Source organism: Paenibacillus sp. Z3-2 (genome assembly GCF_054161325.1).
Window position 1 is genome coordinate 1,425,897 of sequence record NZ_CP096397.1, and the last position, 18,937, is coordinate 1,444,833.

Below are 18,937 nucleotides of genomic sequence, written 5' to 3' on the forward strand. Positions count from 1 at the left end.
AACGAAAAGGGTTTAGGGGATAGAATGGTACCCTGCTATCCACAAAGTTGTGGATAACGTGGATAACTTGGTGGATAAATATGGTTTTTTGGTGTGAAAGCCTATTCTACCGCTGTATAATTAAGCTTATTAATATGCTTGCTATCTTGCTTTGCTGTGGGTAAATGTGGAGGGGAAACCTATAAAAATATTTTACGTCATTCGAGTGAATTTGACAAATTCCAAAACGAGTTACTTGATGCTCCCTGTATGAGAGTCTATTCCTAGTGAACATAGGGAACATAGCTTTAGTATATTCAATCTATACAAAAAAAGCTGATCCCAAAAAGGAATCAGCGGGTGGTATGGCTATGCTTGTCAGGACAAATTCAGCGATGGCTTAGCCGTACTACTCCATGGCTAGTTCTTCCCATTCTTCGTACGCCTTGGTGAGTTGTGTCTTATGTTCCTCCGACTTTTGCTGGAGTTCTTGCAGCTTCATATAATCCTGATAGATTTCAGGCAGGGCCATCTGTGCCTCAAGTTCTGTAATTTTCGTTTCCAGATCTGCAATCTGTTGTTCCAGAGCTTCTTGCTTGCGTTGCCGATTACGCTCTTCACGCTTCGCCTGTTTTTCCGCTTCGAATGAAGCCGCTCCGGATTTTTCGGTAGTGGCTATACTTGAATCCGATTTGGACGAGTTCTTGGACGAAGCCTGGCGTGCTTCGGCAGCTTCCCGTGCAATGTCCTCAAGTTCCTGTTTTTTCTCCACATAATCATCATAATTACCGAGATAGTGTTCCGTTCCGCCTGGATGAAGCTCGACAATGCGCTCAGCCATTTTGTTGAGGAAGTACCGGTCATGGGAGATGAACAGCAGGGTGCCTTCATAATCCATTAATGCCGCTTCCAGCACTTCTTTGGCAAACAGGTCGAGATGGTTCGTAGGCTCATCCAGAATGAGCATGTTGGCTTCCTTCAGCATCAGCTTGGAGAGGGAGACACGAGCCTTCTCGCCGCCGCTTAGGGAGGAGATCTTCTTGAGCACATCGTCACCGCTGAACAAAAAGTTCCCCAGTACGGTCCGAATGCGTGCTTCTTCCATCCCGGGGTAGGCACTCCACAGCTCTTCGAGAACCGTATTGGACGGATTGAGCCCTGTCTGTTCCTGATCATAATAGCCAATCTGCACTTTTGTTCCCCATTGGATCTCCCCGGTTACCGGACGTAAACTTCCGGTGAGGCACTTCAGCATGGTGGATTTACCAATACCGTTTGGACCAATCAGGGCAACGGTCTCCCCGCGCCGCAGATCGAAGGATACATTGCGGAACAATGGAGAAGCTTCGTCATAAGCGACAGACAGCTGATCCACTCGAAGCACTTCCTTGCCTGACATAACGGCTGTTTCGAAGGAAAAGTGGGCTTTTTTCAAATCTCCCATCGGTTTATCGAGTCGCTCCATTTTGTCGAGGGCTTTACGACGGCTTTGAGCCCGTTTGGTCGTCGAAGCACGTACGATGTTTTTCTGAACAAAATCCTCCATCTTGGAGATTTCGCCTTGCTGTTTCTCATATTGCTTCATCTGAGTTTCATACTCGGCAGCTTTGAGTTCCATATAACGGCTGTAATTGCCCGTATATTTTTTGGAGCGGTGCCGTTCGATCTCGACGATGGTCGTGACAAGCCGATCAAGGAAGTACCGGTCATGAGATACCACGAGCAGTGCGCCTGAATACCCCCTTAGATAATCTTCAAGCCATGTAAGAGTGGCAATATCGAGATAGTTGGTAGGCTCGTCCAGCATGAGCAGATCAGGTGCCTGAAGCAAAATGCGAGCAAGCGCAAGCCGTGTCTTCTGCCCGCCACTCAGTGTAGCAATGGGGGTGTCTGGCGAGAATTCACCGAATCCCATCCCGTGCAGTACACTGCGAATGCGAGTTTCCATCTCGTACCCGCCGTGGTCCTTGAACCAGTCGGAGCGTTTTGCATAACGTTCCAGCAGGTCCGCATATTTTTTCTCGTCTTCCATCTGGGAAGGGTCGGCAATGTCGCGTTCCATCTGACGCAAGTCTGCTTCAGCCTGTGTCAGATGAGCAAATACGTTCATCATTTCTTCCCAGATGCTGCGGTCGGATTGCAGTCCGCTGTTCTGAGCCAGGTAACCGAGCGTCGTTTCTTTGGATTTGAAAATCTGTCCTCCGTCATAGGACATTTCCCCTGCCACAATTTTGAGCAAAGTGGATTTTCCTGCACCGTTTACACCAACGAGGCCGATGCGCTCGCGTTCCAATATTTGTAAGTTCACGCCGTCCAGGATTGGATCGACACCAAAACGTTTGATAATTCCGGATACTTGCAGCAGCATAAAATTAAGTTCCTCCATAGGTCCAGTTCTTGATTTGACAACTACATCTCAGTTTACATGAAATACTGAGCAATTGCACCGATTGGGAACGCATGGGGCATGTAGTCTTTTTGATCAATCAATGATAAACTGAAAGAAGGCATGTTATTACATGAGGATTTTGCAGAAAATGAATCATTTTAACCATTTCAACAAGATGACACCTGGTCATAACATATACATTGTTTTTCAATGAAAGCTTTTTCTACCTTCCCTATCAACAGGAGGTTATTCAAGGATATGCAGGATCATGCGGAACTGAAAAGCCAGCTTCGATCCAGACTGAGACAGAGCCGTGATCTGATGGATGCGAGTATGCGTCAGCAGGCGATGACTAGGATTAATGCCGGAATGAAGCGAGAGCTGGAGCGCCTTAGACAGGCCAAAGGCAAGGACGTGAACAGACCACTCGTCATATTCAGTTATTTGTCCTATGGAAGCGAGGCATCCACAGCTGTTCTGTTTCAAGAAGGTTGGAATCATGGAGATGTGATGTTAGCACCGAAAATTTTGGCGAATCCACCTCGAATGGAACTGCGGCAAGTAACCGGAGAACAGGATCTGGAGCCAGGCATATGGGGGATACCGGAACCCAAGGATTCCTGTGAAGTTCTGTCAGCTGAAGATTGGCCTGATATCGATCTCGTATTGGTACCGGGACTTGGTTATGACCTTCATGGAGGACGCATTGGCTATGGTGGCGGTTATTATGATCGTTTTGCCGAGACGCTTGCAGCACAATGTGCGATGACGGAGAAGAAACCGTTGATGGCTGCGATGGTATTACCGGGGCAGCTACAGGATGAGATTCCGATGGACCTGCTCGATCTGCGGATTGATCTGTTGATAACAACCGAAGGTATATTACATATCGAATAAAGGGTTGTGATGTGATTGAGTTCAGAAGCGAACAACGGCCAGCCTTCCGGTGGGAAACTGACCCACTTTAATGAACAGGGGCGGGCCCGAATGGTTGATATTTCGGGTAAGGAAATTACTGTACGTACGGCTGTAGCTGTAACGAAAGTGACGATGAACCCGGATACGCTGGAAGCGATTCGGGAGGGCCGGATCGGCAAGGGTGACGTTCTGGCTGTGGCTCAGATTGCCGGAATTCAAGGCGCGAAGAAAACGTCGGACTGGATTCCAATGTGCCATCCCTTGGCATTGACGGGTGTGGATATTCGTTTTCATGATAACGGAGTGGATGAATTACACATTGAAGTCACTGTCAAAACCGAAGGCAAAACGGGTGTTGAGATGGAGGCACTCACGGCGGCTTCGGCTGCGGCACTGACGGTCTATGATATGTGCAAAGCCATGCAAAAAGATATGATTATCGGTCCAACCATGCTGAATTCCAAGAGTGGTGGCAAAAACGGCGATTACAGCCGATAAGCAATATTTATTTTCATAGAGGAGAAGGGTGATCTTTATGGTGTGGAGAACAGCAATCCTGACAGCCAGCGACAAAGGAGCCCGCGGGGAACGTGAGGATACGAGTGCACAAGTCATTCGGGAACTGGTGGAAGAAGAGCTGGGTGGTCAAATCGTGGAGTACCGCATCGTTCCGGATGAACCCGACGAGATTATTGCAGCTTTGATTGAGATGACGGATTATTTTCACGCCGATCTGGTGCTGACTACTGGTGGTACGGAGCTGGCCATTCGTGATATTACGCCGGAGGCAACCCGGCGCGTGATTGAACGGGAAGTTCCCGGGATGGCAGAGGCCATGCGATACAGTGTAATGAGCAAAAACCGTTCTGCAATGCTGTTCCGTGGTGTATGCGGTATTCGTGGACGTACATTGATCGTCAATCTGCCAGGTACACCGAAGGGTGTACATGAACATCTGGCTGCCATTATGGATCAGCTTCCAGAAGCGTTGCTGATGGTGACGGGTCAGTTCAAGCAATAAGCGGGCACGGACTCTTGGGGACATAAACCATTGATTTGCTTGGTAAGGTGATATCTCTTAATATTGCGGGTTATGTAAGTGGTTGCATCTGTGGTATGATGGGCTTAAATTAAGAACGCAGCAGAGACATCTATGAACATATAGCCGAATATGCGCATCTTTGAAGCTTAAGACGAGGAGGAATATCAATGTTTAGTTCAATTGGACCAACGGGTTTTATTTTGCTGGCCGTGATTGCATTGTTGTTATTTGGACCCAACAAACTTCCGGAACTGGGACGTGCAGTTGGGCGTACTTTCCGTGAATTCAAAGAGGGCGCTCGCGACATTATCTCTGATGATGACTCGTCCAATCGCAAAGAGCAGGAGAAGGCAAAACCGCTGGCAGCTGAGAGCACACCTGCAGACAAGCCTGCTGATAAACGCCTGCCGGAATAATCTTGACGGCAATGAAAGAGAAATCCCTTCCTGCCGGAAGGGTTTTGTGTTTTAAGCTGGCAATAATGGGGGGCAGGCATGACGCAGCAAATGGAAGAAATGTCGATTACGGAACATCTGAGCGAGCTACGGAAGCGGCTGATTTATGTATTAAGTATTTTTGTGCTGGGGCTGATTGCAGGATTTTTTGTGGCGGACCCGGTATACCAATATCTGACCAAGGCAGAGTCGGCAAAAGGTTTTGTATTGCATGCCTTCTCGTTCTGGGACGGGATTGGCATCTACATGAAGATTGCGGGTCTGTTTTCACTTATAATTACACTGCCGTTTACGGTGTATCAGATCTGGAAGTTTGTTAGTCCAGGGCTAAAGCCGCGCGAACGAAAAGCAACGCTGAAGTATGTGCCCTATGTGTTTCTCTTATTTCTGACAGGTATGGCTTTCTCGTATTATGTTATTTTTCCGATGGCACTTGCCTTCACGACAGCGATAACGGAGAAGATGGGGCTTGTGGAGACCTACGGGATGAAACAGTATTTCAGCTTCCTGTTTGGGATTGTTTTGCCTGTGTCCCTGTTATTTGAACTTCCTTTACTTATTATGTTTCTGACAGGACTGCGGATTCTGAATCCAATTCGTCTTCGCAAAATGCGCAGAGTCTCTTATTTTGTTCTGATCTTCATTGCAGTGGTTATTACACCTCCAGACTTTATATCTGATCTTCTGGTGATGATTCCCTTGCTCCTGTTATATGAGATCAGTGTGCTTCTATCCGCAGTCGTATACCGCAAGCAGCTTGCGGCCGATGAAGAGATTGAATCCCGCTATGTTCGTGCCGAGGATAAGAAGCATGTGGGCTAGAACAGAAGTTGATATGAAAATGGAACACAGGATATCGCATTCATTGCTGGTTTATGACGGGTATGTGTATGGGTGAGGATGATCTGTAATATGCCCGGAAAAGACGATCTGTTCTTATCCGGGCTATTGTTGTAGATTGTTCCCCTGCAAGCAAGGACAAGCAGGCATATTATGTTCAACAATGGATACAATGGGAAAGGGGCTGTCTGCTAACGTTGCAGAATGGCTGAAGAATTTCGTAGAATAAAAGTAGCGAGTTGCAACATTTATCCAGGCATACCGGGTGTTGTTTGGTTGTGATGATGTAAATTCAACGTAAATTCTCGCAGGAATTCGTCAAAAGGACTTGAAATCATGCTTCAAGTTGAGTATCATAAAGTTGGTTGTTAGCACTGAACACTGTCGAGTGCTAATACATATGGCTACAACCTACAAAGCAACGTTATATAATTTCAAAAGGAGGCTATTTTTCATGATCAGACCTTTAGGTGAACGCGTATTGGTAGAACCACTGGAGCAAGAGCAAACAACTTCTTTCGGGATCGTACTCCCGGACTCCGCCAAAGAAAAACCGCAAGAGGGTAGAATCATTGCAGTTGGTGCAGGAGTATTGAAGGACGGCGTACGTGTGGCTCTGGAAGTGAAAGAAGGAGATCGCGTTATTTTCTCCAAATATGCCGGTACAGAAATCAAATTCGAAGGTAAAGAATATTTGATTATGAAAGAAAGCGATATTCACGCGATTCTCGACTAATTCAAAATTTAATCGGTTAACCGAACCATATAGCAGTACCATTTTCCAACAAAAACTAGGGAGGTTTTCTTAACATGGCTAAAGACATTAAATTCAGTGAAGACGCTCGTCGCTCCATGCTTCGTGGTGTGGACGCATTGGCTAATGCAGTAAAAGTAACACTCGGTCCTAAAGGTCGTAACGTGGTTCTGGAGAAAAAATTCGGAAGCCCGCTGATCACCAATGATGGTGTAACAATTGCTAAAGAAATCGAACTGGAAGATGCATTCGAGAACATGGGTGCTCAACTGGTTAAAGAAGTAGCAACCAAAACCAACGATGTTGCCGGTGACGGTACTACAACAGCAACTGTATTGGCGCAAGCGCTGATCACAGAAGGTCTGAAAAACGTTACTGCAGGCGCTAGCCCAATCGGTATCCGCAAAGGGATCGATAAAGCGGTTAAAGCTGCGGTTGCTGAATTGCAATCCATCTCCAAACCAATTGATTCCAAACAATCCATCGCACAAGTTGCAGCAATCTCTGCAGCGGACGAAGAAGTAGGCGAACTGATCGCTGAAGCTATGGAAAAAGTAGGTAAAGATGGCGTAATCACAGTAGAAGAATCCAAAGGATTCGCTACTGAGCTTGAAGTGGTTGAAGGTATGCAATTCGATCGTGGATACATCTCTCCTTACATGATTACAGATACGGACAAAATGGAAGCTGTTTTGGACAATCCGTACATCTTGATCACAGACAAAAAAATCTCCAGCACGCAAGACATCTTGCCATTGCTTGAGAAAATCGTTCAACAAGGCAAACCGCTGGTATTGATCGCTGAAGATATTGAAGGCGAAGCACTGGCTATGCTGGTTGTGAACAAATTGCGTGGTACATTCAATGCTGTAGCTGTTAAAGCTCCAGGATTCGGTGACCGTCGTAAAGCAATGCTGCAAGACATCGCTGCCCTCACTGGTGGCCAATTGATCACGGAAGAACTGGGTCTGGACCTGAAATCCGCTGTTGTGGAACAACTGGGTACAGCTCGTCAAATCCGTGTAACCAAAGAAAACACAATCATCGTTGACGGTGCTGGTAACAAATCCGATATCGATGCACGTGTTAGCCAAATCCGTACACAACTGGAAGAAACAACTTCCGAGTTCGACAAAGAGAAACTGCAAGAGCGTCTGGCTAAATTGTCCGGCGGTGTAGCAGTAATCAAAGTTGGTGCGGCAACTGAAACGGAACTGAAAGAACGCAAACTTCGCATCGAAGATGCCCTAAACGCAACTCGCGCTGCGGTTGAAGAAGGTATCGTATCCGGTGGTGGTACAGCGCTCATGAACGTATATAACGCGGTTGCAGCTGTAAGTCTGTCCGGTGACGAGCAAACAGGCGTAAATATCGTCCTGCGCGCTTTGGAAGCACCAATCCGCACAATCGCAGCTAACGCTGGCGAAGAAGGTTCCGTAATCGTGGAACGTCTGAAAAAAGAACAAACAGGCATCGGCTTCAACGCTGCAACTGGCGAGTGGGTTAACATGATTGAAGCTGGTATCGTTGACCCTGCGAAAGTAACACGTTATGCATTGCAAAACGCTGCTTCCGTAGCGGCAATGTTCCTGACGACTGAAGCAGTTATCGCTGACAAACCAGAACCTGCAGGTGCTGGTGGCGGAATGCCTGACATGGGCGGTATGGGTGGAATGGGCGGCATGATGTAATCTAACCATGCAACCCTTGATATGACGGGGTTTGTAGGGGATAGGATTGTGAAATGCTAACTTATTGCTAACTTTTGGGTTTCGAAACAACTAAATTAAGCTCTTGGAGAGACCTTCTGTAAGTTTTTTGAACTTATAGAAGGTCTTTTTTTTCTCTTTTGAGACTATTTCATTTGAGTAAAGTTAAGAATACCTTTCGTCAATTGGCTAAATCTCTTAGAAGTTTCATCTTCAAGGCTCTCTGATCAAGTCGATGCTTCTTAAGAAGCGTGAGCCAATCTCCATCTAAAGATATGGTGCCGAACATATTTCATAGTCTTTGGCGTTAATAATTGATAGCCAGTGTGCCCGTTATTAGGGGGAATACGTCTTTGTAATGCGCAAGGTCTTTTTTAGTGAAGTCTACGTCTGACCATTTAAGGGCTAATTTAACTCTCTTAACTTCAGAAACTTCTCCTTCAATTTCTTCACAGTTTCTTGTTATGATCAAAAACCACTAAGAGCATTGATGTAGGATTGATACATATGCCGTGTAATCTTATTCAAAGGAATTTTGTCCTCATTCAGCTGCAAACTGGCCGAAAGTGATTTTTGCTGAAAATTTTTAATGCTGTACTTATAGAAATGCAATTCAAAATAACATTTCCTTGATGTGGATGTTTTGCAAGCATGAGCATGATGTTCAAAATCAGAAATATTAGAGAGGCAAATTCAATGAAAAAAAGCCTGTAGACAAATTCGATCAGTCAGAGTTTGTCTACAGGCTTCTTATTTACAGATTATTAATTATTGGTTGATTCTTAAAATCGGTTTAATGATAGCTCCATTTTTGGAGTCTTCGAATGCTTCATTGATTCGATCGAACTCATACACTTTGGTCAGCTTATCGAACGGGAATAGTCCGCGCTTGTAATAATCCACTAATTGAGGGATAAACACTTGGGGGATGGAATCGCCTTCGATGACACCCATTACCGTTTTGCCTTCCGCCATGATATCGTTATGGACATCAAACGTAATTTCAGGGGTTACGCCGACAATGGCGCAAGAACCAAGTGGACGCAAAGCATGGATGGCTTGTTTGACGACAGGCGGAACGCCCGTTGTCTCGACCGCGTAATGCGTACCGCCGTTGGTGATCTTTTTGATTTCTTGAACAACGTCAACCTCTTTGCCATTCAACGTGTGGGTAGCACCGAGTTCCTTGGCCAGTTCCAAGCGGCTGTCATGAATATCAACCGCAATAATATTAAGGCAGCCTGCGATCTTTGCGGCCATTATAGCACTCACTCCAACGGCACCGCTGCCATAAATGGCAATGGAAGAACCAAACTTCGGCTTGAAGCGGTTTAATACCGTACCCGCGCCGGTCTGAATGCCGCAGCCCAAAGGACCGAGCAATTCTAAATCCACCTCTGGATCAACTTTGACCACATTCCGTTCATTGGTAACCGCAAAGGTCCCGAAAGATGATTGTCCAAAGAACGTCGACACAGCATGGTCATGGTGGTGAATCCGGTTTGTGCCGTCCTGCATTTTGCCTCCGAAATTCAAATCATTGAAATTCAGGCAAACGGTTGGGTGGCCAGTCAGGCAGTTTTCGCAATGACCGCAATAAGCGAATGACAATACTACATGGTCGCCAGCTTGAATGGTTGTAACGGCGGACCCTACTTTTTCAACTACTCCAGAGCCTTCATGACCGAGGACTGCAGGAAATGGAGATAATCCCAGGTCCCTTGCGGCAGCATCCGTATGGCAAACACCGGTTGCCACGATTTTTACTAATACCTCATGGGCTTTCGGTTCGCCCAGTTCCACTTCTTCGAATGTAAACTCTTCTCCTAAGCCATGGGTAACGGCTGCTTTTATTTTCATTAAAATCCTCCTCATTAGTAGTTAATCCTTTAAACTACTCCTAATTTTTATTTGATCCCATTAAAGAAGACAAAAGGGATGGCTTTTGAGCTTTCCTTCTTCCGACCTGCTTTATTGATTAACCGTATTCGAATCGCGAAGCAAGTGTTTGATTTCACCGAATGTCACGAAGGTTTTATTCGGTGCATCATACAATTTGTAGCGCAACGATTTAAGGCTGGATTTAAGGTTGATCGTGGTTGCTTGCTGAAGCGGTGGAGCGGATTCGTGTGCTTTTTCCAGGTGATAGTTGGGCACACGCGGGCTCAAGTGATGCACATGATGGAATCCGATGTTGCCGGTCACCCACTGCCAGCCGATAGCCCAGATCAAGAGCGAATAGATGACCACTAGGGAAATGTTAGTCAAATAGGTATTGTTGCGTTCTTTTTTTCGTGCCTCCTTATGGTTGAAGTGGCTTGAAACCAATATCAGCAAAATTGGTCCTAAACCGAACATGACCAATGGATTGCGGTACAGGCGGTATTTGAAGCGTTCCCATTTGGATGCCTCTACATACTCCTCGATTGTCATAGTGTCCAGATATCGCCGATGTGCGTTTATCCAGATTCCCACTTGAAGCATACCTACAGTTCTGAAAAGACATCGTAATCGACTTGACTTTAATTCAAGCTGGATCTTGCAACTTTGTTAATAGGAACAGCGGGCAATTCAATCTGTGTTCCTGTTGGATGTTAAACAGGGGGAGTGTGCCTTTAGTATTCTATTAATGCAAATAAACAGGTATATAAGACTTTATGTTTACATCTATTTTACAATATAGTGATTTATTTATCTTTAAGATAGTTGATGGACTAGATTAATGCTTCAGCCTTCAACCCTCGTGTTGATCTTCAACCAGATGACGTTATTCATGTATGGATTGTTGGCAATTAGAGTCGCTCATTAATGGAGCGACTCTTTATATTTGTAACTTAATTAACATTTTTTATTTCAAAAATGGGTTGATCTCCATCTTGAATACTGAAGCGATATTCCAATCCATTTCGAACTGTCGTTCCATTAAAATCAAGCTGATTCACATCGCGCTCCAATATACCGATATCCTGGATGACATCTTGTGCGTCATTATACGTGTACTCACTATTGGTTGTGAGAATGAGCGTGGCGATAGCAGTTAAAAAAATACCACCCGTTGGTTTGCTCGTATCACCAGTTCGGTATAACCTGACTTCCTGTACACTTTCATCTGCATTCATTACACCAACCAAACGCAATTCGTCATTAAATACATGCTCGAAAGAGCCAGTGCCCTGCTCGGAAGAGTCTTGTATATTCAAGCGGGTAATACTCAAACCATTCAGTCGGTATTTGCCCACAGCGCCATTAAACTTGTTTTTAAATTCATCGGCTGTCATGTGGAGACCAGAAAGTTGGATCTGGGATGAAGGGGTCTGATCTATTTCAGACTGAGTAGAGTTCGAAGATAAAGTCAGCATGCCATACAACCCTATTGAAGCAATCGCAAAACAGGCCGTAGTTGGGAAAATATACCTGATTGGCAACCTATTACCTTTGCGAATAGATAAGATCATCAGAACAACAAATACTAAAAAAGCAATAAAGCCAAGAATGAAGAGAGCGGTAAACAGATATTGCAAATTCTCACCTCGTAATCAAAATCATTTCATCATGCTTGTACCCCATTCATTATAATGTTCTCATGAAAAACTTTAAACTCACAATGCTCACCACTCAACAAAAAAAGCACTGCCGGCATACTGCCAGCAGTGCTTGCTTGATGTTATACAGGTCTTATCGTAAAGGTGAAGTGATACGCGCGATTGGCTGGCAAAGTGTATTCAGCGTGGGTACGCGCGCCCCAGCTGTCATCCCCACCGACACCCATTTGTTTGTAATTGATGCGAGCAACGGTCTGTGTGCTCTGAGGTAATTTGTACACATGGTCATTTGCTTCTAGTTCCTCAGGTGTCCACGGCAACGCATTGATTTCAAAGGGTATGGTGGCTTCAACGTGCAGACCACTTCGACTATCTGCTGACGTAATTTCAGCGAAGCGTACATCCGTTTTGTTCCCGCACTCTTGTGGTTTCAGGTATGGAACGAATTGATCACGAACCGCACCTGTATAATATCCCAATCGTGCACTGGTCAGGCGGTCTGCGTAATTGTCGTGCGGCCCTCTGCCATACCAGGATATCGTATCCAAGCTGTTTTTCAGTTGCAGCAGCATACCGAATTCCGGAAGATCGGGTAGGCCTTCGCCTGGAATAAGGGTTTGACTGATTTCCAATACGCCATCCGGATCGATTCGGTACATGATGGACAGCGTGCATCCCGGATGTGAATCCCATATATAATCGGTCGTCACGAGACAGCCTTGTTCGTCTGCATGGTGCTGAAAGCGAATTAATCTGTTGGTAGCGTGAGCATCTCTCCAGAACGCAGAACGCTCATTCAGCCGGTTCCCCAGATCATTGTCTGTCATGGCTCTCCAGAAATTTGGCCGGACAGGTGCGAGCAATTGCTCCTGATTGTTAATCTGATAGGACGTGAGTGCGCCAGTAGCTGGATTGAAGCTCAACGTGACTTGGCCTGTATCCACTTTCAATTCATCTTGTAAATCCTGTACCTGCGGCGTATTGCCTTGTCCTTGGTTCACCAGTTGGATTGGACGCAATCGTGGAGATACCACGAACTGATCCCAGGCAATCTCATGACCTGTTCCTGCCCATTTGGTTGCGACTTTGGTGACCAGAGATACAGTCAGCACCGTTTCCTGGAACAGATCGGACGATGGCGTGTAAGGGATGCGGACTTCAGCCGATTCGCCAGGAGGTACCGCGATATCCAACGTGCCGTTCTCTACGGATACGCCGTCGTGCGTTACTGTCCATACGAGCGAATATTCGCTCAGATCCGTGAACAGGAACTGGTTTCGGATGCGCAGCAGACCGTCTTTTACATCAATAGCTTCCATACGAACGTTCTGATAACATTTCTTCACTTCTTCCAGCTTCGGTGTAACAGTCTTATCCGCCAGAATGAGTCCGTTTCCGCAGAAATTGCCATCATGAGGGGATTCACCGAAATCGCCGCCATAAGCGAAATATTCTACACCGTCTGCCGTAGTGGTACGAATGGACTGATCGACCCAGTCCCAGATGAAAGCACCTTGCAACACATCATATTTATCAAATAAATCCCAGTACAGATGCAGACCTCCACAGGAGTTACCCATGGCATGGCTGTATTCGCAGATAATATATGGTTTCTTGGGTCCCTGCATGCGAGCATAGTTCTCCACATTTTCAGGGCTGATATACATTGTGGATTCAATGTCGCTTGCCGAATCGGAAGGGCGATAATGGAAAGTTCCTTCATAATGAACGAGACGGGTTGGATCGACTTGTTTCAGATAATCGTACATGGCGATGAAGTTATCGCCGCCGAAGGACTCATTACCCAGAGACCAGATAATAACGGACGCATGGTTTTTGTCCCGCTGGAACATGGAGTTACAGCGATCTATTACGTTGTTACGCCATTCCGGCTTGCTCGCGGGAATGTTGTTCTCGTTCATTTCCTTTTGCCCGTAGTACCAGGTGCCGTGAGTTTCCAGATTCGTCTCGTCAATGACATACAGACCATATTCATCACACAGTTCGTACCAGAGTGATTGATTCGGATAATGGGATGTGCGCACGGCGTTAACGTTATAGGACTTCATCAGCTCGATGTCACGGATCATGTCTTCCCGCCCAATGGCCCGACCGGTATCCGGGGAAAATTCATGACGATTCACGCCTTTGAACACAATGCGTTTGCCATTGATCTGCATCAGGCCGTCTTTCAGTTCAAACTTGCGGAATCCGATCCGGCTGCGAACAGCCTCCAGTGTTTCGCCCGATTCATTCTGAATGGACAGCACAAGTGTATACAGATGAGGGGACTCAGCGCTCCATAGAAGCGGTTGGATAACCTCTGCTGACAACTGGAATGAAAGTTCATCCTCGCCCTGGAAAGTAACGGCCGCAGTAAGTGGTTGCTTCAGTACAGCCTGCTGTTGTGCATCATAGAGTTGCGCCTGAACGGACAATCCGGTAGGGGTCTGCGCGGCATTATGATTAAATAACTTCAGGTCCAGCAGTAGCTCCGCATCCTGATACGCGTCATCCAGTTCAGTACGAACAAAGAAATCGGCGATCTGAACCGGTGAAGGTGAATGCAAATATACACCACGGAAGATGCCGCTTAACCGCCAGAAATCCTGATTCTCCAGCCAGCTCGCATCACACCAGCGGTATACCTCCACAGCCAGCTTGTTCTCACCTTCCGTCAGATACGGAGTGATATCAAATTCTGCGGGTGTGAACGTATCCTCGCTATAACCGACGAGCTCCCCGTTGACCCATACATAAAAGGCGGATTCAACACCCTCAAAGTGAAGCAGGACAGGCCGGTCTTTCCAGTCTGCAGGAACAGTAAATGTACGGATGTACGAACCCACCGGATTATAGCTTGTTGGTGCAAATGGTGGCTTCAGTTCAGGCTCACGCTCGACCCACGGATATGTCATATTTGTATATTGGGGATAATCGTAACCTTGCAACTGCCAGTTGGAAGGAACGGCGATCTCATTCCATTTACTGGCATCATAGTTATTCTCGTAAAAGGATGTAATCCGTTGCTCCGGAGTCTCCGCAAAGGCAAACTTCCATTGACCATTCAGTGATTCGTACCAAGGCGATGCGCTGGAATCATTGGACAATGCTTCTGCTATAGATGGAAACGCTACCATAGACGCATGTGCGGGTAGACGGCCTACTTGAAAAGTCTCGGGATTGTTGTTCCATTCCGGGTATCCATTTGCCGGAGGGGTATGTACCAGTTTCTTTCTCAATAACAGCAACTCCTTCTGAAATGTTATAATATTGTCATTATAGAATTGAATGATGACTTAGAGAATAAAGAATATTGCCCATATATATGACAATATGAAACCAATGATGGAGAAAGTGGTGTACTGGATGGATACCCGGATTTTTTTTGGTAAAACAGAAGAAGCTGCTCGCCTGCCGATCTATATGACCACGGTTGGTTACTGGGAACATCAATATGAAACCGAGCGTCCAGAGGGATTCCCAGATTATCAGATCCACCAGATTATTCATGGCCAGGGGAGACTGATTATACAAGAAGACGAGTATATCGTCGGACCGGGTGACGTTTTCTTTCTGTATCCTGATGTCCCGCATCGATATATGCCCATCAGTGATCGGTGGGAACTGGCTTGGGTCTCGTTTCAGGGTAGAGAGGCCAGCCAGTTATTATCATATGCGGGGATAACCGGTTCACGCGTATGCAGGCTTAGAAACCCCACACTGCTGGAAGGATTAGAGCAACTGCTGGTTCGGGGGGAGAACACGGGCAATACGGCGTATGCAGATTACGATATTGAATGCTCCAAACAATTATATGCACTGCTTTTAGATCTCAAGCCACTACTCATCGTATCTGCCAATTATAATGATGAACTGGAGCGCTTGAAGCCTGTGCTGCGTTACATCTCAGAGCATCTGGATCGCTCACTGTCGCTGAAGGAGCTGGCCGAAGTGGCTGTCGTGTCTCCTCAATATCTGTGCAGGCTGTTTCAGAAGGCACTTCATACCAGGCCTTTATTTTACGTGAACCAGGAAAGGATCAATCGGAGCAAACAACTCATGTTCAGTGAGAGAGAGCTGCGAATCTATGAAGTAGCTGATCGGGTGGGTTACGAGAACGCCAGTTATTTCTGTGCAATGTTCAAAAGGCATACAGGTATGAGTCCAGAGCGTTTTCGAAAATTGCATGGGCTGAGTTAAAAAAAAGTAATTTTGATCTGTTATTCATCCCAATTTCAGTTTCCATTAAGGTTGTGAAGGTAAGATAAGTCTTGTAAACCCCTTCTCGTGTTAAATAGATGTGTGACTGGCCCTATCGGATTGTCCTCCGGTAGGGCACTTTTTTTCTCCATTTGTTCGGTTGATGGTATGATAGATGAATACATAACGTACAACAACTCTAGTGATCGGAGGGAAGAATTGTGGATCACAGCCTGCACCCGTTGTTTAAGCCTATTCAGATAAATGGGACATACCCTAACAGTTATTATGTTGAGAAAATACCTGCTGCCGACTTGATGGCTTATGTGGCCTGTTACTGGGAATCGGGATCTCTTCCGAACACGCATGCGGATGTTGCTGCGGGAGAAGGTCGAGAGCGATCGGTGATGACTGTCCCTGCCCGGGTATTGCCGGATGGCTGCACGGATATGCTGATTACATACGACCCGGTCTGTTCAGTACATTCCTATGCTTACTGCGGCAATTATACAGAGCCTTTCGCGGTACCGGAGTCATCTGACGATGATGCTCCTGCTGGAGATTATACCTTTGGTGTGCGGTTCTTCCCGGGTGGGGCACATGTCTTTCATGGCATGCCTCTGGAATGGTTTACGGATAAGCGAATTGCACTTCAGGAATGTTGGCCCGAGAAGCTGAACGAGCTTCAGGAGCGGATGGCTGAAACGAATAGTTTTACAGAACGAGTAGAGGTTATGAACACATATCTGAGTCCTTTGTCAGTGCAGGCAAGCACATACGAGAACGATCTGATGAAAAACGTGCTGCACCGCATCTTCAAGGATGGGGGACGTATGAGTGTACAGGAGATTGCACTGCGTGAGGTGGTCAGCGAGCGGCAATTGCATCGCAAGTTCTCGGAATGGATTGGAATCAGTCCCAAACGATTCAGTGAGGTGGTTCGTTTTCATCGTGTGCTGGGCAGCATTCATCAGGGGCATACGGCAGATTGGGCAATGCTTGCCCAGAATCATGGATTTTTTGACCAAGCCCATCTGATTCGGCAATTTCGCAAGTTTTATGGAGAGACTCCGTTGACAGCAGCCAGGGAGCGTGGCAGAATGTTGTCCGATTTGTACAATAGATCTGTAGCACCTTCGGTTATACTGAAGTCGTGAGAATAAAAGATAAGGGAGACATCATATATGAATGGAACATTGCAGATTCGGGATCATTTGTTAAATGAATTGGAAACAGGCGTACGGACGGGGGCTTCGTTAATTCGCTTGAATCCGTTCGGAGGATTGGTCTTATCGTCCACAGGAGAATATGCGTTCATTGGTGGAGCTAGTACATCATTTTATCCAGATTACTGCATCCGATCTTGCCATTATGCAGGAAAAAGGTGAAGCTGAGGTTGGGCTGGTGGAGAATAGCTTGTCCGGGATTCAGGATATCGAGAAGCTGGAAGCAACGTTGTGGAGCAATTTCGAATCCTACAAAGCATATATCACGGGATTGAGCGAAGATGACTTTTTGAATCGTTCGACGAAAGCTTTCTATATGGAACATGGACATCTGCAGGTTCAATGGCAGATTGAAACGGTAACGCATGTATTCCATCACCGTTCGCAATTGTACAACTATCTTAAGCAGCAGGGGCATGAATTGAATTTCTTCATGCTGTACGCATAGCTAACCTTGTTAAATATAATATGCTTTATCAGCTCCATCGGATGTTTCGGTGGGGCTTTTTTGTGTACAGTTGTCTATCAATCTATCTTGTCTATTAAAAATGGACGTTATAACACGGTCGTTTCACCGTGGCTTTACTAGTTTCTGAACATAGAATACCGTATCAAAGCAAAAGGAGGTGATTTCAATGGCCATCCTTTTACCACAACAGTTTTATAATTTGGCAGCAGGCGTGGGCAAATCCTACTATGAGAATTTGGCTGGGGGCACTAATGCCAGCATCACGGTTAACAACTTTGGTCCGTTCGCAGTCGAATTGGTTGTTACTCGCGTGAATGCACCTGTCATCACGTATTTAATTCCTGCCGGCAACAGCCTTACACTGTCTGTACACTTGCTGCTCGTAGCTGCCTTATTGACTAGTGCAGCTGGTGCTTCTACAGGTACGATTCAAATTGCAACATCTGATTTCTAACGATGTTAAAGTTGTAACAAGCCCCTGTCGGACATGTTGTCCTGCTGACAGGGGCTTGATCTTTTTCAGGAATAGATTAGGGATGATATTCTTATTCAGCATGAATGAGATGTCGGCTTAATAGCAGGCATTTGTTTTGTCCCATTCTATTTTCCTGTTTACCAGGGAAGTCATTCGATTAATTTATTGTAGAACCCAGTCAGTGTACTGGTTAGAAATCAGGAGGAAAATGGACTATGAATAGTATCGATAGAAATACTTTTCTTGAAACCGAACGGCTTGAATTTTGCACATGGAACGAAGGGGATCGTGCGCTGGCGTTTGCGCTGTGGGGCGATCATGAGATTTCGAAGTGGATTAGCAGCAAGGGATTCTTAAGCGAAGACGAAGTAGAAGCGAGATTAACACAGGAAATTCAAAGGCAGAAGGAAGCGGGGGTGCAATATTGGCCCCTTTTTGAGAAAGAGTCTGAGCTGTTTGTCGGTTGCTGTGGTCTGCGTCCGTATTCTCCAGAAGAGGATATGTATGAACTGGGATTCCATCTAACCCGGGATCACTGGGGCAAAGGGTATGCCCAGGAAGCAGCCCGTGCGGTGATTGCGTATGCCTTTGACGAAATGAAGGCGAAGGTACTGTTTGCGGAGCATCATCCGGATAATGAAGTGTCACGTCACATCTTGATCAAGCTCGGATTCGAATACACAGGTGACGAACAGTATGAACCGACAGGATTAATGCATCCGTCCTATGTGCTGAAAAAACCGTAAATATGCTTCGAATAGGGACAGGCCATAGCTATCCTAATGAAGTGAATTCATTTATATGAGAAATGTGGTCTACGGTATATCAACCTGGTTTTCAGGCTTTTTTTATTTCGCTTTCAGCTTCTATTAAGGTAGCTGCGGTACGATAATTCTTGTAAACCCCTTCTCGTGTTAAATAGATGTGTGACTGACC

At 46.0% G+C, this 18,937-nt stretch carries 15 protein-coding genes and 2 pseudogenes; 12 read left to right on the forward strand and 5 right to left on the reverse strand.

The features are described from left to right. Positions 1-388: 388 nt before the first annotated feature. On the reverse strand, positions 389-2,347 hold the full coding sequence (locus tag M1D71_RS06115; RefSeq protein ID WP_458125703.1) for an ABC-F family ATP-binding cassette domain-containing protein: 1,959 nt from the start codon (positions 2,345-2,347) through the stop codon (positions 389-391). A gap of 279 nt (positions 2,348-2,626) precedes the next feature. Here M1D71_RS06115 and M1D71_RS06120 point away from each other — a divergent pair, with 279 nt between their 5' ends. The 7 genes from M1D71_RS06120 (at position 2,627) to groL (ending at position 8,068) form a co-directional block, all read left to right on the forward strand. Next, on the forward strand, positions 2,627-3,265 hold the full coding sequence (locus M1D71_RS06120; RefSeq protein WP_458125704.1) for a 5-formyltetrahydrofolate cyclo-ligase: 639 nt from the start codon (positions 2,627-2,629) through the stop codon (positions 3,263-3,265). A 90-nt stretch (positions 3,266-3,355) separates the two neighbouring features. After that, positions 3,356-3,784 carry a cyclic pyranopterin monophosphate synthase MoaC gene (gene moaC, locus M1D71_RS06125; RefSeq protein ID WP_047844160.1) on the forward strand — a complete coding sequence of 143 codons (429 nt, stop codon included), beginning with the start codon at positions 3,356-3,358 and terminating at the stop codon, positions 3,782-3,784. A 37-nt stretch (positions 3,785-3,821) separates the two neighbouring features. Next, positions 3,822-4,307, forward strand: coding sequence for a MogA/MoaB family molybdenum cofactor biosynthesis protein (locus M1D71_RS06130; protein ID WP_017690080.1), 486 nt, complete (start codon positions 3,822-3,824; stop codon positions 4,305-4,307). A gap of 188 nt (positions 4,308-4,495) precedes the next feature. Next, a complete protein-coding gene (gene tatA / locus M1D71_RS06135) occupies positions 4,496-4,744 on the forward strand; it encodes a twin-arginine translocase TatA/TatE family subunit (protein WP_336759396.1) in 249 nt (82 codons plus the stop codon). Positions 4,745-4,822: 78 nt separating this feature from the next. Then, positions 4,823-5,605 carry a twin-arginine translocase subunit TatC gene (tatC, locus tag M1D71_RS06140; RefSeq protein ID WP_145320517.1) on the forward strand — a complete coding sequence of 261 codons (783 nt, stop codon included), beginning with the start codon at positions 4,823-4,825 and terminating at the stop codon, positions 5,603-5,605. Positions 5,606-6,077: 472 nt separating this feature from the next. Beyond that, positions 6,078-6,359 carry a co-chaperone GroES gene (gene groES, locus M1D71_RS06145; protein ID WP_017690077.1) on the forward strand — a complete coding sequence of 94 codons (282 nt, stop codon included), beginning with the start codon at positions 6,078-6,080 and terminating at the stop codon, positions 6,357-6,359. A 74-nt stretch (positions 6,360-6,433) separates the two neighbouring features. After that, positions 6,434-8,068 (forward strand): chaperonin GroEL, encoded by a 1,635-nt coding sequence (gene groL, locus M1D71_RS06150; RefSeq protein WP_145320515.1) that lies wholly within the window; start codon positions 6,434-6,436, stop codon positions 8,066-8,068. Positions 8,069-8,854: 786 nt separating this feature from the next. Here groL and M1D71_RS06155 read toward each other — a convergent pair. From M1D71_RS06155 to M1D71_RS06170, 4 genes and pseudogenes are all read right to left on the reverse strand, one after another. Continuing rightward, positions 8,855-9,946: an NAD(P)-dependent alcohol dehydrogenase gene (locus M1D71_RS06155; RefSeq protein ID WP_458125705.1), complete on the reverse strand. Its 1,092-nt coding sequence runs from the start codon at positions 9,944-9,946 to the stop codon at positions 8,855-8,857. Positions 9,947-10,057: 111 nt separating this feature from the next. Next, positions 10,058-10,571, reverse strand: a pseudogene (locus M1D71_RS06160) (fatty acid desaturase); the annotation flags it as partial. Positions 10,572-10,920: 349 nt separating this feature from the next. Beyond that, entirely contained in the window at positions 10,921-11,607 is a 687-nt protein-coding gene (locus M1D71_RS06165; protein ID WP_458125706.1) for a hypothetical protein, read from the reverse strand. Between the two features lie 143 nt (positions 11,608-11,750). Then, positions 11,751-14,870 (reverse strand): glycoside hydrolase family 2 TIM barrel-domain containing protein, encoded by a 3,120-nt coding sequence (locus M1D71_RS06170; RefSeq protein WP_458125707.1) that lies wholly within the window; start codon positions 14,868-14,870, stop codon positions 11,751-11,753. Between the two features lie 127 nt (positions 14,871-14,997). On the opposite strand from M1D71_RS06170, the gene M1D71_RS06175 reads away from it, so the two are divergent. The 5 genes and pseudogenes from M1D71_RS06175 to M1D71_RS06195 all read left to right on the forward strand — a co-directional run bounded on the left by M1D71_RS06175 (position 14,998) and on the right by M1D71_RS06195 (position 18,747). Beyond that, the gene (locus M1D71_RS06175; RefSeq protein ID WP_458125708.1) at positions 14,998-15,831 is read left to right on the forward strand and encodes an AraC family ligand binding domain-containing protein; all 834 of its coding nucleotides are present in this window, start codon (positions 14,998-15,000) and stop codon (positions 15,829-15,831) included. A gap of 221 nt (positions 15,832-16,052) precedes the next feature. Next, a complete protein-coding gene (locus tag M1D71_RS06180) occupies positions 16,053-16,988 on the forward strand; it encodes a helix-turn-helix domain-containing protein (RefSeq protein ID WP_458125709.1) in 936 nt (311 codons plus the stop codon). 27 nt (positions 16,989-17,015) lie between these two features. After that, positions 17,016-17,505 (forward strand): annotated as a pseudogene (locus M1D71_RS06185) (DinB family protein). A 187-nt stretch (positions 17,506-17,692) separates the two neighbouring features. Continuing rightward, positions 17,693-17,980, forward strand: coding sequence for a hypothetical protein (locus M1D71_RS06190; protein ID WP_458125710.1), 288 nt, complete (start codon positions 17,693-17,695; stop codon positions 17,978-17,980). Between the two features lie 236 nt (positions 17,981-18,216). Further along, the gene (locus M1D71_RS06195; RefSeq protein ID WP_458125711.1) at positions 18,217-18,747 is read left to right on the forward strand and encodes a GNAT family N-acetyltransferase; all 531 of its coding nucleotides are present in this window, start codon (positions 18,217-18,219) and stop codon (positions 18,745-18,747) included. Positions 18,748-18,937 lie beyond the last annotated feature (190 nt).

Bases quoted from the DNA above. Each gene is read 5' to 3' on its own strand.
- M1D71_RS06130 (WP_017690080.1), top strand. From the start codon at position 3,822: ATGGTGTGGAGAACAGCAATCCTGACAGCCAGCGACAAAGGAGCCCGC.
- groES (WP_017690077.1), top strand. From the start codon at position 6,078: ATGATCAGACCTTTAGGTGAACGCGTATTGGTAGAACCACTGGAGCAA.
- M1D71_RS06120 (WP_458125704.1), top strand. From the start codon at position 2,627: ATGCAGGATCATGCGGAACTGAAAAGCCAGCTTCGATCCAGACTGAGA.
- M1D71_RS06190 (WP_458125710.1), top strand. From the start codon at position 17,693: ATGGCCATCCTTTTACCACAACAGTTTTATAATTTGGCAGCAGGCGTG.
- M1D71_RS06195 (WP_458125711.1), top strand. From the start codon at position 18,217: ATGAATAGTATCGATAGAAATACTTTTCTTGAAACCGAACGGCTTGAA.
- tatA (WP_336759396.1), top strand. From the start codon at position 4,496: ATGTTTAGTTCAATTGGACCAACGGGTTTTATTTTGCTGGCCGTGATT.
- moaC (WP_047844160.1), top strand. From the start codon at position 3,356: ATGGTTGATATTTCGGGTAAGGAAATTACTGTACGTACGGCTGTAGCT.
- tatC (WP_145320517.1), top strand. From the start codon at position 4,823: ATGACGCAGCAAATGGAAGAAATGTCGATTACGGAACATCTGAGCGAG.
- groL (WP_145320515.1), top strand. From the start codon at position 6,434: ATGGCTAAAGACATTAAATTCAGTGAAGACGCTCGTCGCTCCATGCTT.
- M1D71_RS06175 (WP_458125708.1), top strand. From the start codon at position 14,998: ATGGATACCCGGATTTTTTTTGGTAAAACAGAAGAAGCTGCTCGCCTG.
- M1D71_RS06155 (WP_458125705.1), bottom strand. From the start codon at position 9,946: ATGAAAATAAAAGCAGCCGTTACCCATGGCTTAGGAGAAGAGTTTACA.
- M1D71_RS06115 (WP_458125703.1), bottom strand. From the start codon at position 2,347: ATGCTGCTGCAAGTATCCGGAATTATCAAACGTTTTGGTGTCGATCCA.